The organism is Pontibacter brevis, assembly GCF_054779655.1.
In genome coordinates this window covers 96,022-111,462 of sequence record NZ_BAAGXV010000029.1, presented here as the reverse complement: position 1 = coordinate 111,462, position 15,441 = coordinate 96,022, and the positions used below count along the sequence as shown (strand labels likewise).

Genomic DNA, 15,441 nt, shown 5'->3' with positions numbered 1-15,441 from the left:
CTGAAGCAACGAAAACAGGAAGTACCTCCTTAGGAGTTTACGGCAGTTTCGTCGTTCACTTGTACCTCAGCGGCAAAACCTTTTATAATGAGATCTGCACCACTCTCCTCCAGTGACTCCCTTTTCTGGCCGTGATCCACGCCCACTACGAGCCCAAAACCTGCTTGCTTGGCGGATTGCAATCCATCAGCAGAATCTTCGAACACAGCAGCCTCCTTCGGCTCCACTCCCAGTTGCCGTGCTGCCTCCAGGTAAATATCCGGAGCAGGTTTGTTTTTCAGCTTCAGCTCTGCAGCCACCACTCTGTCTACACGCGCATCAAAAAGCTTCTCCAAGTTGGCACGCCGGATGATGGTCAGGCAGTTTCTGCTGGCAGAAACTATGGCAGTTTTCATACCCTGCTCCTGTTGTTCGTTTATCCACTTCACAGCATTGTCAAACACCACGACGCTGTTCTGCTTCAAAAGCTCGTGAAAGTAAAAGTCTTTACGCTCACCCAGTCCGACAATGGTGTTTTCGTTTTCATCATCATCCGGATTGCCTTCAGGAACTTCAATGCCACGGGACTTCATGAAATTACGCATGGCTTCAAGACGCGGAACACCATGCACAAAAGTACGGTAATCTTCCATGAAGTTGAATGGCTCGTATGTCTTGCCTTCCTGCTCGCCCCTTTGCTTCAGATACGAATCACAAAGCTTTTTCCATGCTTCCGCATGTAAAGCCGACGTGTTGGTAACAACACCATCCATATCCATGATAAGGGCCTTGATATTTCTTTCTTTTATAAGATTGTTCAGGTTACTCATATTCGTTTAATTAGTCTTTAGCTTTTAATTACGCCTTAAGTCAAACAGGTCCGGAATAAAACCGATAACTGAAAGGAAACACAGACCTGCTCTTAAAGTGTGTCGCAATAGTTTCCTCTTATCAGAATTCCGGCAGGAACAATTTCCTGGCTGCTCCTGGTAACTGCCTTTGATTCCCCTTCAATTCCGGAACTACACCTTCGCGCAGGCATGTGCTGATGCTTTACACCAATCTGCAAATTAAGTTGTTTAGACAGGAGTTTTTACAGGCGCAAAAACGCACTTTTATCTTTTCCTGCTTTTGCTGCTGTTCCTATACCTGGCCATTTGCCGGCATTCTTACCAAATATAAAAAGATATTAATTTAAATGCGGGATTGGCCTCTAGAAATTAAACTTAATTCAGCCGGTTTTTGGTGTGCAGGCACACAAAAAATGAAATATGGGCATGAAAGCAGCGAGTGACTGCTTTGCCTTTGGGTTGAATCTGAAATTCGGAACAGTTTAAACCATCCTGCTTAAGGCGCACGCACCAAGCCGGCTGATGACCGGGTAGCAACAGGATTTGTGAAAGACTAAGCTCCAGTCGGCAGGATTGTCATCAACCAAGGAAGCTGTGCCTGATGCACACGGGTTCAGCGAAGGGAGCCAGAATTTTTTAGTGCTGGCAAGGGGGTGCCTAAAGCTTTTGCTTCTTTCAGGGGTTGCCTTTCGTTTGCTCTTCCGGCGGTATGTTGGCATCATGCTCAGGCCGCCGGACATTATCCTCACTACTGGTGATGTTCCCAACCGGTTCTTCAGGCTGAACAGGCTTTTTGCCCTGCTTCTGCTCCTTGTTTTGTACCTCTGCCGCCTGATGCTGCCTATTTTCCTTCATTGTTATACTTTTATCTCTTTTAAGGGTATACATAACCTGTCTACGAAGGAAAACATAGATTTGATTTTGCCTTCAATCATGCACCTTCACAAAAGGATAGAGAATCATTTTATGATCATAACTTTGATTCTTTATCCTTATAAAGCTATCATTGCATAGAAAACTTATGAAGAATACGCGCACAACCTCCTGGCTTCATGTTTGAAGGGAGGGCAAGCTGTAGCTACACTGTAAAAAGAAATATTATGCTGAAAAACTATTCCCCTACCCAAGCCAAGGCGTGGCAAAAACTAGAAAAACATTATCAGGAAATAGCACCGAAGCACCTGCGGGAGCTTTTTGAGCAGGACCCACAGCGTTTTGAGAAGTTCTCGCTGCAGTTAGAGGACATGCTGTTCGATCTTTCTAAAAACCGCATCACCGAAGAAACGCTTTCTTTACTGACAGAACTGGCGGAAGAAACGGAATTGCCTGCCGCCATAGAAAGCATGTTCAGGGGAGAGCCTATAAATGCAACGGAAGGCCGTGCGGTGCTGCATACCGCTTTGCGCAATTTCTCTGATGAAACGCTGGAAGTGGACGGTGAAAACGTTCTGCCAGAAGTACGGGAGGTGCAGCAGCAAATGAAAGCCTTCTGCGGGAAGCTGCACAGCGGCGAGTGGACGGGCTATACAGGCAAAGCCATCAACCATGTGGTCAACATTGGCATCGGCGGTTCTGACCTCGGGCCACAGATGGTGTGTGAAGCGCTGAAAAGCTACAAAAAGGAAAACATCGAAATCAGCTTCATCTCTAACGTAGATGGCACAGACGCCGCGGAGGTGCTGCGCCACCTGAACCCTGAAACGACTCTGTTTATCATCGCCTCCAAAACCTTCACCACAAAAGAAACCATCACCAATGCAAAGACTGCCCGTGAGTGGTTCCTGAAGAAAGCAGAGGATAAAGAGTATGTCAAGAAACACTTTGTGGCGCTTTCTACTAACGTGGAGGCAGTTGTTGAATTTGGCATCGCCCCTGAAAACACCTTCCGCTTCTGGGACTGGGTAGGTGGCCGCTTCTCTTTATGGTCTGCTATTGGCCTCTCTATCGCCTGCGCCCTGGGTTACGACAAGTTTGAGGAACTGCTGAAAGGTGCCGAAGCCATGGATAAGCATTTCCGCCAGGCCCCCTTGCGCCAGAACATTCCGGTGCAACTGGCTTTGCTAAGTATCTGGTACACCAATTTCTTCGGATGCCAGACGCATGCTGTGCTGCCTTATGACCAGTACCTGCGCCTGTTGCCAGACTACCTGCAGCAGCTGATGATGGAAAGCAATGGTAAAAGCATAGACCGCAACGGAGAAACAGTAACGTACCAGACACAGCCTGTTATCTGGGGTGCCGCCGGCACGAACAGCCAGCACTCTTTTTTCCAGCTCATTCACCAGGGTACCGTGCTTATTCCTTCTGATTTTATAGCCCCTGCCAACAGCCACAACCCGGTAGGCCAGCACCACCCGCTCCTGCTTTCTAACTTCTTTGCCCAGACAGAAGCCTTGATGAAAGGAAAAACAGAAAAGGAAGTGCGGGAAGAGCTGAGCAAAAAGAACATGAGCAGCGAAGAACTGGAGCAACTGGTGCCGCATAAAGTATTTGAAGGAAACAAGCCCTCCACCTCTATCATGTTCAAACTGCTGACGCCTTATACCCTTGGTAACCTCATTGCCATGTATGAGCATAAAACCTTTGTACAGGGCGTTATCTGGAATGTCTACAGCTTCGACCAGTGGGGTGTTGAGCTCGGCAAGCAGCTGGCAGGCACTATTGAAGGAGAGCTGTTGCAGGACAAGCAGGCTAACCACGACAGCTCTACAGCAGGCCTGATAAATTACTACAGGAATAACCGCTAACAAGAATTAGCATGTCACGTTAAAAGCGAGGTATACCACGAAAGCTGGTGTATCTCGCTTTTATGTTTTATAAAACTCAGAACAAACATTCACACTCCCCTGTGCAGCAACTGCCCTCCCTGGTACTGCTGCTGATAATTTGTTTTCTGTTGAGTGGCTGTGCCAACGATGGCTTTTTTCAGGAGGACGCGCTTGCAACCGGTACGGAGTTAGAGGGCAAAGCGCCCGCAGGCCCCGACAGCGTATGGGTAGTGGCAGGCCGCCACTACGACCGCAGCGGGTTCCACCGCTTTTTCTGGGGCGACCATAATCGTGCCCTTTGGGCTACTCCGGTAAAGCTTCCTGTATTTAAATTAGATTCTGTACACGGAGGACTTCGTGTAGTTGATAAAGGAGGCGGCTTCCAGACAACAAGCTTTGATTTAAAGGACAGCGCTGGCCGCCTGTATGCCTTTCGCTCTGTAGATAAAGATCCGGTGGAGGTTGTACCACCGTTCTGGCGCAAAACTTTTGTTGCAAACATCCTGCGGGATCAGATATCGGCGGCAAACCCTTATGGAGCACTTGTGGTGCCTGTGTTGGCTGAGGCTGTAGGCGTGCATCATGCTAACCCCAAGCTTTACTATGTGCCCCACGATGATACAAGCTTTGGCCAATATGCACCTGATGTGCAGGGAAAGATTTTCATGCTGGAGGAAAAGTATAAAAAACCCCGTGATATTACGCCGGATTTTAACGAGGCTGTTGATTTTGTCAGCTCCGAGAAAGCACTGCGCCTCCGTTTTGATAACAATACCCATTACATAAATCAGAAAGCATTTGCAAGGGCGCGGCTACTGGACCTGCTCATCGGCGACTGGGACCGCCACAAAGGGCAGTGGGAATGGGCCGTTCAGAAAGAAGGTGCAGATACTTACTATGTACCTATTCCCAAAGACCGGGACCAGGTTTTTTTGGAAATGGGCGACGGATTAATTCCCGCTATAGCCACCAGTAAACTCCTGGTGCGCAAGTTTCATTCTTTCGATGATGACTTCAGCGATGTGAAAGCTTATATGATAAACGCTGAGTTTGTGGATGAGCGCTTCCTGAACGAGCTTACACTGCAGGAATGGCAGCAGATAGCAAAAGATATGCAGGCAGCATTGACGGATGATGTAATTGAGAAAGCCGTGAGGCAGCTACCAGACCCTATCTATAAACAAATAGGCGAGAACCTGGCACAAAACTTAAAAAGCAGGCGTGACCTGCTACACGGTGCGGCTACCAAAATGTACGGGATATTAGCGAAAGGGGTCACTGTGGCTGGCTCCGATGCAGCGGAGCATTTCTTTGTGAACCGCCTTGATAACGGCCGGACAGAAGTAACCGTAAGGCGTCCTGCATACGCTGGGGTACCAGCCAGCCAACTGTACCACCGCATCTTCTTTGAGAATGAAACAGAGGAAATTATTCTTCACGGACTGGCAGGCGACGACACATTTGTTGTAAAAGGAAAGGTAGATGACGCCATTCCGCTAAAAATTTACGGAGGCTTAGGAGAAGACGTCATAGCAGACAGTTCTGCTGTGGCTGGCTGGAAAAAACTGACCAGGATTTACGATACAGAAAGAGGGAACGAAATCTACTTCGGTTCCGAAGCGCAGGACAGAACCACCCGCGACGTACGGGTGCACGCCTATGACAGGGAAGGAAACTAACTTAATTGGCTTTCTTCTCCTTCGCTACCTTCTTCAGCATTTTCAGCACCAGTTCTTCGGTATCAGAAAGATACCTTGTTTCAGAATCCTCAGCATCGTGCCGCTTCAGGTACTTTAACAGCTTGTCTTCCCGGAACAGGTTAACTACCTCCGGGTGGATATAGTACTTACTGCAAACGCTGGGCGTGTTGCCCAGGCCTCTGGCTACATCCTTTACAGCTTCTTTGATGCTTTTATCTTTGGTCAGATCCGGCTTTTCTTCCAGCACATTCTCCAGGCACTCCACCATCCTGACGGTGCCGCCCCAGGTACGAAAATCCTTGGCTGTGAAGTCTTCCTCAGTTACTTCCCGCAGGTACTCGTTCACATCCCCTGATTCCAGCGTCTGCCGCTCCCCGCTTTCGTCGTAGTACTGGAAGAGGTCGTAGCCAGGAATATCGCGGCACTTCTTCACAAGGCGTGCCATGGTGCGGTCTTCTAATTCTATTTCATGCTCCACCCCTTTCTTTCCCCTGAAGGCAAAGCGGATGTTGCTCCCGTTAATCTTCACATGCTTATCACGCAGGGTAGTGAGCCCATAGGATTTATTAGACTTGGCATAATGGCGGTTTCCTATCCGGATAAGGGCATTGTCCATGAGAGAAAGGACCAACGCAGTAACTTTGCGCCGGTCCAGTTTAGGCGATTTGATATCCTGCTGGATGCGCTCCCGCAGCTTTGGCAGGTGCTCCCCAAACTCGATCATGCGTCCAAACTTGGTCAGGCTGCGGGCCTTTTGCCAATCCGGATGATAAATGTACTGCTTGCGCCCTTTTTCATCTCGCCCCGTTGCCTGCAGGTGCCCCTTCGGTGATTTACAGATCCACACATCCTTCCAGGCGGGCGGAATAACCAAAGCCTTCAGGCGCTCCAGTGTTTTCTCATCTGTCACCCGTTCGCCTTTTTCATCCAGAAAATAAAAGCCTTTCCCTGCTCCCTTGCGGGTATAACCGGGCTTTTCATCGGTGGTATAACTCAGACCGGCCCAAGCTGCAGATTTGGATGGATCGGCATATAGTTCGTGAAAGTCGTTCTTCTTTGCCATCTTATGAGGCGTCCTCTTCTCTCTTACCCCTGCACATCATACTTCACTTTCCGGCAAAAGTTGTACAATATCTGCGGCTTTCATGCTGTATGTACAACAAGTTTTCGATTCTGCCTTATCTTTGCTACACCTCAACACTTTTGTAAAGCTGATACCATGCACAAAAACATATCTTACCTCTATGCTTTTTTCGGCTTTTTTATGCTGGCCTGCGGCGTTGTGGCCGTCGATCTGGCAGGTGAACAGGCCAACACAGCCTTGATAACAGGCGCAGCAGGCGGGCTTATTGGTCTTACGGCCGGGCATTTCCTGAACCGGGGCAAGCGCTGGGGCTATATGCTTGGCACCATAGAAGCCGGACTACTGACACTGCTGCTGGGGTGGCGTTCTGCCACTTACTTTCTGAAACTCCTGGGATTGATGCAGCAGCCGCAGGACACCCTCTCCACAGAAACAGCGGGCATGGCTTTTCTTCTCACAACCGCTATGCTGGTTATTGCATTTCTGACACTGGCCGTCTCCGTTATGTTCGGGAAGCAGGTGTTAAGAGAGACAAAATAGGCGTTCGTCTATAAAGTTTTCTCTTCTGCAACTCAAAGCCTATCTTGTTTTGTTAATTTAACTCCACCTTAACAAAGCAAACATGGTTCAAAAAATTGGCTTGAGCATGGTTCTTACAGCCAGCCTTATAAGTGCGGCTGAGGCTCAGACAAAGCTCGTAGAAAAGGTAACGAAGCAAGGCGACGAGCTGGTAATCCCTTACAGCAAGTATAAACTGGCAAACGGCCTGACACTGATAGTACACGAAGACCACTCTGACCCGGTAGTGCATGTGGATGTCACCTACCACGTAGGCTCCGCCCGCGAGGAAATAGGTAAGTCCGGTTTTGCGCACTTCTTCGAGCACATGATGTTCCAGGGCTCCGATAACGTGGGCGACGAGGAGCATTTCAAAATTGTGTCTGAGTCTGGTGGTACCTTAAACGGCTCAACCAACCGCGACCGCACCAATTACTATGAAACTGTGCCAAGCAACCAGTTGGAGACAGCCCTCTGGCTGGAAGCAGACCGCATGGGCTTTTTACTGGATGCAGTAACGCAGCAGAAGTTTGAAGTGCAGCGCGAAACGGTAAAGAATGAGCGTGGTCAGAACTACGATAACCGCCCCTATGGTCTGGTGTATGAAATGACCTCTAAAAACCTCTACCCTTACGGCCACCCTTACTCCTGGACTACCATCGGCTACCTGGAGGACCTGAACAGAGGGACTTTAGACGACCTGAAAAATTTCTTCCTCCGCTGGTATGGCCCGAACAACGCGACCTTAACGGTAGGTGGCGATGTGAAGCCGGAAGAGGTAGTGAAATTAGCAGAGAAATATTTCGGTTCTATACCGGCAGGCCCGGCTGTGCAGGACATGAAGCCGGTGATGCCGCAGCTAACGCAGGACCGTTACGTTTCTTACGAAGACAACATCCGTTTCCCGATGCTGCGCATGACTTTCCCGACACCAGAGGCAGGCCATAAAGACGAGCCGGCACTGGACGTGCTGGCAGAAGTGTTGGGACAGGGCAAAAACTCTATCTTTTACAAGAACTTCGTGAAGGCACAAAAGGCCATGAATGCCTCCACCTTCAACTCTACTTCTGAACTGGCAGGTGAATTCGGTATTTCTGTAATGGCTTACCCGAATACCAGCCTGGCTGAAACAGAAGATCTGGTGCGCAAGTCTCTTGCCGAGTTCGAGACACGCGGCATCAACGAAGAAGACTTGATTCGCTTTAAAGCGGGTGCAGAATCCAGCCTGATTAACCGTATGGCCAGCGTCAGCGGGAAAGTGAGCCAGCTTGCTTTTTACGAGACCTTCCGCAATAATCCGAACTATATCCAGGAAGAGCTGAAGCGCGTCCAGTCGGTAACGAAAGAGGATGTAATGCGGGTATACAACCAGTATATCAAAGGCAAGAACAGTGTCATCCTGAGTGTGGTACCAAAGGGTAAAACAGACTTGTTAGCCAAAGCCGATAACTACACTATCTCCCAGGAAGGCTTCGTACCTGCTGCAGATGAGTACAGCGGCCTGCAGTACACCAAGGCAGTAGACACCTTCGACCGTTCCGTGCGTCCGGCCGCTGGTGCCAACCCGGTTATCAATGTTCCGAACTACTACACAAACAAGTTCAGGAACGGCTTAAAGGTAATCGGAGCTAATTCAACTGAATTGCCAACCGTTACTCTGCAATTGACCATAAAAGGTGGTCACCGCCTGTCTGCTGCAGACCCAGCCAAAGCAGGTATCAGCGCACTGACTGCTGATATGATGAATGAGGACACCGAAAACTATACTTCCGAACAGTTCAGCAACGAACTGGACAAACTGGGCTCTTCTATCCGCATCGGCTCAGGCGCCGAAGAAACATATATTCAGGTACAGTCGCTGAAAAAGAACCTGGACAAGACCCTGGCCCTATTGCAGGAGCGCTTGTTCAGACCAAAGTTTAACCAGGAAGATTTTGACCGCCTGAAGAAGCAGCAGCTGGAAGCCATTGCCAACCAGGCCACACAGCCTACTGCCATTGCCGGTAAGGTGTACAACAAGCTGCTTTATGGCGAAGGCAACATCATGGCCATTCCAACATCAGGCACAGTGCAGACAGTAGAAAACATCACCCTGCAGGATGTGCAGAACTTCTATGCGCAGAACTACACTCCAACGGTGTCTAACCTGGTAGTTGTGGGTGACATTTCAGAGAAAGAGATCATGAAAAAGCTCACCTTCCTGAAGAACTGGAAAAAGAAAGAGGTGAAGCTACCTGCTGACCAAAAAGCACCGCAGATCGAGAAAACCCGCATCTACATTGTTGACAAGCCGGATGCAGCGCAATCTGAAATCAGAATTGGTTATGTTGCTATGCCCTTCGATGCAACCGGCGAGTATTACAAAACCGGTTTGATGAACTATGTATTAGGTGGTGCGTTCAACAGCCGCATCAACCTGAACCTGCGCGAGGACAAAGGCTATACCTATGGTGCCCGCTCTTACTTTGGCGGTAGCCAGTATGCTGGTCCTTTCACGGCTTCTGCCGGTGTTCGTGCCGATGCCTCAGCAGAGTCTGTAACAGAATTCATGAAGGAGCTGACGAACTACAAGAACCAGGGCATCTCAGAAGATGAACTTCGTTTCATGAAGAGCTCCATCGGCCAGGCTGAAGCGCGCAAATACGAAACACCTTACCAGAAAGCGGGCTTCCTGGGCAACATCATTGAGCATAACCTGAGCAAGGATTTTGTGAAAAAGCAGACAGAAATATTGAACAACATCACCAAGAAGGAGATTGATGCACTGGCAGCTAAAAACCTGCCTGTAAACAACATGCACATTGTGGTGGTGGGCGACAAGAAAACTGTCCTGCCAAAGTTAGAAGCCCTGCAGTATGAGGTGGTAGAAGTGGATGCCGACGGTAACCCCATCGGAAGCTCTTCTGTGAAGTAACACACTTTTCAGCTGATATGAAAAGAGCCCTTGCCTGTGCAAGGGCTCTTTTGTTTTATACCCTTTATGCTACACCGCCCCCGGAACTGGTGTAACCATACCTGCGTAAACCGGCGTATGGCAGAAGCACGTGTAGCTGCTTTCGTTTATCATCAAAATATTTGAAAAGAACTATATGAGTGGGGACAGGCGGAACGTTGCACTAAAACACGCTTAAATACTTATGAACAAAAACAACAAAAATACTTTCTGGTTACTGACGTTCCTCAGCATATTCCTTTTCAGCAGCTGCAAAGACAATGACGGCGTCATTTTTTCGATACAGGATGATATAAACCTGGGGCAGCAGGTATCCGGGGAAGTGGATTCTACTTACAGGGCCCAGGGCAAGTTACTGGAGCGCAACAGCAGCAATGCCAACGTACAGCGGGCGTACCAGAACCTGGATCGCATTGTAGACCGCATTCTGAGTTCAGGAGCTGTTAAGTATGAGCGGGAGTTTCCGTGGACAATAAAAATCATCAAGGATGATGAAACATTGAACGCTTTTGCCACTCCAGGGGGGTACATCTACGTCTACACCGGCCTTATTCAGTATTTAGAAGATGAGGACCATTTTGCCGGAGTGCTCGCCCATGAAATTGCGCACGCTGACAAACGCCACAGCATCAAGCAGCTTCAACGTGACTACGGCATCTCGCTGTTGATTTCGGTAGCGCTGGGCAACGACCCCGGCACCTTGCAGCAGATAGCGGCACAGGTAGCGGGCAACCTGACCGGGCTAAAGTTTAGCCGCGATGCTGAAACGGAAGCTGATAATGCCTCTGTGGATTACCTGGGAGGCACCGATTACTATGCCTGCGATGGGGCAGCAGGCTTCTTTATCAAATTAGAACAGGAGGCGCAGCAAGGGTCTATACCGGAGTTCTTCAGCACACACCCTAACCCGGGCAACCGTGTTCAGAACATTCAGCAGCTGGCCTCGCAGAAGGGCTGCAAAACCAGTTCAGCACCTGATACTGATTTCAACCAACTGAAAAACGCGCTAAACTTATAAACCTGGAATGCCTGCCCGACCAGCAGGCATTTTTAATTCGAGCACTATGAAAAATCTCAATAAAAAAGGCACCCAAGCCATCCTGAAAGCAGAAGAAAAAGTTGACCACCTCACGTTTGAGCTCAAGAACAAGCTGGGCTTGAACCGGCCACTGCACATTGTCACGTACCGGAGCTACGGCACCCCCAACCGGCTTTATGTTAAAGGGCGGGTACTGGTAAACAAAGGTATCAGGCGTTCAGAAACGAATGATACCCTCTGGGAGAACCTCCTGAACATGTACCGCCGCTTCGAAAGCGATGAAATACCAAATGCACGGGTACAATTAACGCTGCAGGGGCAACAGCATGAAATAACCACGGATGCGGAAGGCTACTTTGTGCTGAACATGGAGCCGAAGGAGCCGCTTCAATTAGATGACATCTGGCATAAGATTGACATCAGGCTAATTGACGCCCCCATGACGTTTGAGGGTGAAGTGAGCGAGCCCGCCTATGTGTTGGTGCCACCACCTGATGCCGAGTACGGCATTATCTCTGACATAGACGACACCATTATTCGCACAGGGGCAACAAGCCTGCTGGAAACAGGACGAAACGTGTTGCTGAACAATGCCCACACCCGCATCCCGTTTCATGGGGTGTCTCAGTTTTACCGCTCGCTGCAACTGGGCCGCAACGGCAAGCGGAACAATCCTTTTTTCTACGTGTCCAGCAGCCCCTGGAACACGTACGACCTGCTGTACCATTTTCTAGAGCTAAATGAAATTCCCCAGGGCCCGCTCCTGCTCCGCGACTTTGGCATTGACGAAAAAAAGTTTTTGTCTTCAGACCATATGAGCCACAAGTATAAGGAGATTGCGAACCTACTGATGACGTATCCGAAGCTGAACTTTATTCTGATTGGCGACAGCGGGCAGCAGGATGCTAAAATCTACAGCGAAGTAGTTAAAAACCACCCGGGCCGCATTATGGCTATTTACATCCGGGACGTGAACATTGAAGCCCGTACCAAAGCCGTTACCACGATCGCTGACGAGATGAAGCAGGATGGTGAGGTCGAGATGCTGTTGGTGAAAGACACCGCCGCCGCCGCAGAACATGCTGCAGAGTGTGGGTTCATCTTCACTGAGCAGGTGCAGGAAGTGAAACGGGAAGTAAAGATAGACGAAGAGGGCGATGTATAGCTTTTATTAAGCAGCTAACTTAAAAAATATAATTTGCTGCATATACTTTACCAGAAGCAATCACGGTTATATATGAAAAACATATATTCTAAAGCCACACACTTATCCTTATGAAGATAAAATTCTGGAAGAAGAAAACTGCGGTGAATGCACCTGAAAAAAAGAGCGCAGCCAGAGAATGAGGAAACGCTGTTATGTTTGCAGTAGTTGCGGCCAGCATCATCCGGTGGGCAACGTTTGAGGCATATGCCATTCCAACTTCCTCCATGGAGAAGTCACTGCTAGTGGGTGATTACCTTTTTGTCAGCAAACTGCATTATGGCTCCCGCACACCGGCTACGCCTCTGCAGGTTCCACTGACACACCAAACCATATGGGGTACAAATATTCCCTCCTACTCTGATGCTATTCATTTGCAGGCTTTCCGCTTGCCAGGCTTCTCTGAAATAAAGCACAACGATGCTGTAGTTTTTAATTACCCTGCAGAGGAAGCACGCCCTACAGATTTAAAAACCAACTATATAAAGCGCTGCGTGGGCATAGCCGGAGATACAATAGAAATTAACGATACGCAGGTGTACGTAAATGGCAAAGCGCTTGAAAACCCTGAAGAACGACAGTTTGCCTACCTTTTAGAAACTAACAGAATACTGAACAAGCATTTTTTCAGGGACTGTGACATCACAGAAGTTTATCCAGTGCAGGGAGGTTACATGGCCTTCCTAAGCCCCGACAAGGCGAAACGATTGTTGGCGTTAGATTTTATAAACAGGGTGACGCTGCAGAAACAAAAAGCCGGAGTTGCAGAACCGGGAATATTCCCCAACGTACCAGCCTTTTACAAATGGAACAACGACAATTTTGGGCCGCTCTATATTCCTGAAAAAGGAGCAACTATTGCTATCACGCCAGAAGTGCTTCCCCTCTACCAGGACATTATCCTGAAGTATGAGCAGAACAGAAATACGCTGGTTAAAGATGGGAGGCTTTATATTGACGGCAAGGAAACCAGACGATATACTTTTCAGCAGAACTATTACTTTATGATGGGCGACAACCGGCACAATTCCCTCGACTCCCGTTATTGGGGTTTTGTGCCCGAAGATCACATAGTGGGGAAAGCCGTATTCGTTTGGATGTCTATGGATGCTGAGGGTGCCGGGTTAATGGACAAAGTGCGCTGGAACCGGCTATTTAGTACTGTAGAGTAACGGAAGCAGCGGAGCTTTAACTGGAGTGGTCAGCGATGATTTTCCAGCCATCACTGAATTTCCGGAAGATGACAGAGAAATGGCCTTCCAGGTCTCCTGCAGCAACAGTACGTTTTAGATGCCACTGTCCTACTACCAGCATTGTTTCAGGCGACTGGGGCCGCATTTCCTTCAGGTCAAAAGTGAGGTTCCCCATGGCTGAGGCATCCGGATAGCCCCGCTTATAGTTCTCCAGCGTCTGTTGCCACCCGTACGTAAGACCACGGGAACCGACAAAGAGCAGGGAGTCTGATTTCCAGTAGCCCTGCATGTAGCAGTCCAAATCGCCCTTGCTCCAGCAGGCACTCTGCTCTTCCAGCACCTTCCGTACGGCAACTTTTGCATCAGCAGAAGCCTTTGGCGTTCGGTTGCTGGTGCAGGCCGTTGCAAAGGCAAGGCTAAGCCCCACTAAAAACAGCAGTCTATTTCTCATCTTTTTCCGGAAGAATGTCATTAATATATACCGCGCCTCCCAGGCTACCCATGGCCCGGGCGATACGGCCACGGCGCTTTCTGGTATAGGCTGATGGATTTTGTGCAGAAAAGCGAATTGGGTTCGGGAGCACAGCTGCTAATAAGGCCGCTTCCTGCCGGCCTACTGCCTTGGCCGGCTTCTTGAAAAACTTTTGTGAGGCGGCCTCCACGCCAAAAACACCATCCCCCATTTCTGCAATGTTCAGGTAAACTTCTATGATACGCTGCTTGCCCCAAAGCACCTCTATGAGCATGGTAAAATAAGCCTCTACCGCTTTCCTGAAATAACTGCGCCCGTGCCACAGGAACACATTCTTGGCCACTTGCTGACTGATGGTGCTTCCGCCCCTGATATTACCTCCTTTGCGGTTGCGCTTGAAAGCATCGAGAATGGCGTCTACATCAAAGCCATTGTGCACCAGGAAACGCTGGTCTTCTGAGGCTACCACAGCCAAAGGAAGCTGCTCCGACATTTCTTCCAGCGATACAAACCTGTAGCGTATCTGTGGGGAATCTTTACCGGCTAAGCCTGCTTCTGCGCGGCGTTGCACCATGTGCAAAGTGGCAGGTGGCGCGACCCACCTGTACAACAACACCCACACAATACTCAGCAGGAACAGGCACAGCACCAGCTTCACGAAAAGCAACTTCACCGTTCTGAACCCCAAACGCTTCTTAGCCATTTTTGCACAATTATTCTATGGCCGCAAAGGTAATGAGTTTAGGAAACTAATCAAGCCGGCAGGGCTTCTTCGTATTTGCATTTCGCTAACACTACTGCCCTGTGTGCGTAAGGGAGTTTAAATGGCTGGCTTGCCCAACACAAAAGGCAATGTTTGCTGTTACTGTATAGATAAACAACCTGGATGACGAGATACCTCCCGCTTTTTCCGCTCAGCATTGTTGTGTTTCCGGGCGAGAAACTCAACCTGCACATTTTTGAACCACGCTATAAGCAACTGGTGCTGGATTGTGTGGAGAACGAGAAAACGTTTGGTATACCAACCTACATACAGAGCGGAGTTGGGGTGTACGGCACCGAAGTAGAAATCCTGAACATCGAAAAGAAGTACGATAACGGGGAAATGGACATACGCACCAGGGGTCTAAAGATTTTTAAAATTCTGCACTTCGACAGGATGGCGCCCGGCAGGTTATACGCTGGCGGCGAAGTAGAGGAAGTAGAGAACAAGGATGATGGGGACATTGTCACAAAATTGAACATAACCGAGAGCCTGAAAAAACTGTACGAGGCGCTTGGCATCAGTAAGCTGTTTTTAGAGTTGCCGGAGAATTATAAGAGTTTTGACATTGCGCACCACCTTGGCCTGACAACGGAGCAGGAGTATGCCCTGCTGCAGCTGGAAAGCGAAACGGAGCGACAGGAGGCGATTTACCAGCACCTGCAACAGATTCTGCCGGTAGTGCAGGAAACAGAGCGGCTGAAAGACAGGGTGAAGCTGAATGGCCACTTTAAAAACCTGATGCCGCCGGACTTTTAGTAGGATGCAAGAGAGAAGGGTATACCAGAACAAAGATCATTTGCTTCAATTGCTATGAATGAATAACAGGAGTGTTTTTACCGGCCGTTCTCCCTGTTTTATACATAGCGTGTTCCTG

At 49.1% G+C, this 15,441-nt stretch carries 13 protein-coding genes; 8 read left to right on the top strand and 5 right to left on the bottom strand.

All coding sequences use genetic code 11. The features are described 5' to 3' along the window. Positions 1 to 29: 29 nt before the first annotated feature. Both ACYVB1_RS09465 and ACYVB1_RS09460 read right to left on the bottom strand, forming a co-directional pair. On the bottom strand, positions 30 to 809 hold the full coding sequence (locus tag ACYVB1_RS09465; protein ID WP_460923190.1) for an HAD family hydrolase: 780 nt from the start codon (positions 807 to 809) through the stop codon (positions 30 to 32). Between the two features lie 696 nt (positions 810 to 1,505). Continuing rightward, positions 1,506 to 1,685 (bottom strand): hypothetical protein, encoded by a 180-nt coding sequence (locus ACYVB1_RS09460; protein ID WP_460923188.1) that lies wholly within the window; start codon positions 1,683 to 1,685, stop codon positions 1,506 to 1,508. A gap of 245 nt (positions 1,686 to 1,930) precedes the next feature. Between ACYVB1_RS09460 and pgi the strand changes: the two genes are divergently transcribed. Further along, positions 1,931 to 3,577 (top strand): glucose-6-phosphate isomerase, encoded by a 1,647-nt coding sequence (gene pgi, locus ACYVB1_RS09455; RefSeq protein WP_460923186.1) that lies wholly within the window; start codon positions 1,931 to 1,933, stop codon positions 3,575 to 3,577. Positions 3,578 to 3,639: 62 nt separating this feature from the next. Then, positions 3,640 to 5,277, top strand: a complete 1,638-nt coding sequence (locus tag ACYVB1_RS09450) for a hypothetical protein (RefSeq protein ID WP_460923184.1) — start codon at positions 3,640 to 3,642, stop codon at positions 5,275 to 5,277. A 1-nt stretch (position 5,278) separates the two neighbouring features. On the opposite strand, the gene ACYVB1_RS09445 is transcribed toward ACYVB1_RS09450, so the two are convergent. Further along, the gene (locus ACYVB1_RS09445; RefSeq protein WP_460923182.1) at positions 5,279 to 6,361 is read right to left on the bottom strand and encodes a DNA topoisomerase IB; all 1,083 of its coding nucleotides are present in this window, start codon (positions 6,359 to 6,361) and stop codon (positions 5,279 to 5,281) included. 156 nt (positions 6,362 to 6,517) lie between these two features. On the opposite strand from ACYVB1_RS09445, the gene ACYVB1_RS09440 reads away from it, so the two are divergent. From ACYVB1_RS09440 to lepB, 5 genes are all read left to right on the top strand, one after another. Next, complete coding sequence (locus ACYVB1_RS09440; RefSeq protein ID WP_460923180.1) at positions 6,518 to 6,922, top strand: hypothetical protein; 405 nt, start codon at positions 6,518 to 6,520, stop codon at positions 6,920 to 6,922. An 82-nt stretch (positions 6,923 to 7,004) separates the two neighbouring features. Further along, positions 7,005 to 9,854, top strand: a complete 2,850-nt coding sequence (locus ACYVB1_RS09435; protein ID WP_460923178.1) for a M16 family metallopeptidase — start codon at positions 7,005 to 7,007, stop codon at positions 9,852 to 9,854. 223 nt (positions 9,855 to 10,077) lie between these two features. Beyond that, on the top strand, positions 10,078 to 10,911 hold the full coding sequence (locus tag ACYVB1_RS09430; protein ID WP_460923176.1) for a M48 family metalloprotease: 834 nt from the start codon (positions 10,078 to 10,080) through the stop codon (positions 10,909 to 10,911). Between the two features lie 46 nt (positions 10,912 to 10,957). Then, a complete protein-coding gene (locus ACYVB1_RS09425; RefSeq protein WP_460923174.1) occupies positions 10,958 to 12,097 on the top strand; it encodes an App1 family protein in 1,140 nt (379 codons plus the stop codon). Positions 12,098 to 12,291: 194 nt separating this feature from the next. Then, positions 12,292 to 13,308 (top strand): signal peptidase I, encoded by a 1,017-nt coding sequence (gene lepB, locus ACYVB1_RS09420; protein WP_460923172.1) that lies wholly within the window; start codon positions 12,292 to 12,294, stop codon positions 13,306 to 13,308. 16 nt (positions 13,309 to 13,324) lie between these two features. Here the strand turns inward: lepB and ACYVB1_RS09415 are convergent, their stop codons facing one another. Further along, positions 13,325 to 13,780 carry a YybH family protein gene (locus ACYVB1_RS09415; RefSeq protein ID WP_460923170.1) on the bottom strand — a complete coding sequence of 152 codons (456 nt, stop codon included), beginning with the start codon at positions 13,778 to 13,780 and terminating at the stop codon, positions 13,325 to 13,327. Beyond that, the gene (gene mtgA, locus ACYVB1_RS09410) at positions 13,770 to 14,504 is read right to left on the bottom strand and encodes a monofunctional biosynthetic peptidoglycan transglycosylase (RefSeq protein ID WP_460923168.1); all 735 of its coding nucleotides are present in this window, start codon (positions 14,502 to 14,504) and stop codon (positions 13,770 to 13,772) included. Before mtgA ends, ACYVB1_RS09415 begins: the two co-directional genes overlap by 11 nt. Positions 14,505 to 14,687: 183 nt before the next feature. On the opposite strand from mtgA, the gene ACYVB1_RS09405 reads away from it, so the two are divergent. Further along, on the top strand, positions 14,688 to 15,323 hold the full coding sequence (locus ACYVB1_RS09405; RefSeq protein ID WP_460923166.1) for an LON peptidase substrate-binding domain-containing protein: 636 nt from the start codon (positions 14,688 to 14,690) through the stop codon (positions 15,321 to 15,323). Positions 15,324 to 15,441: the final 118 nt, after the last annotated feature.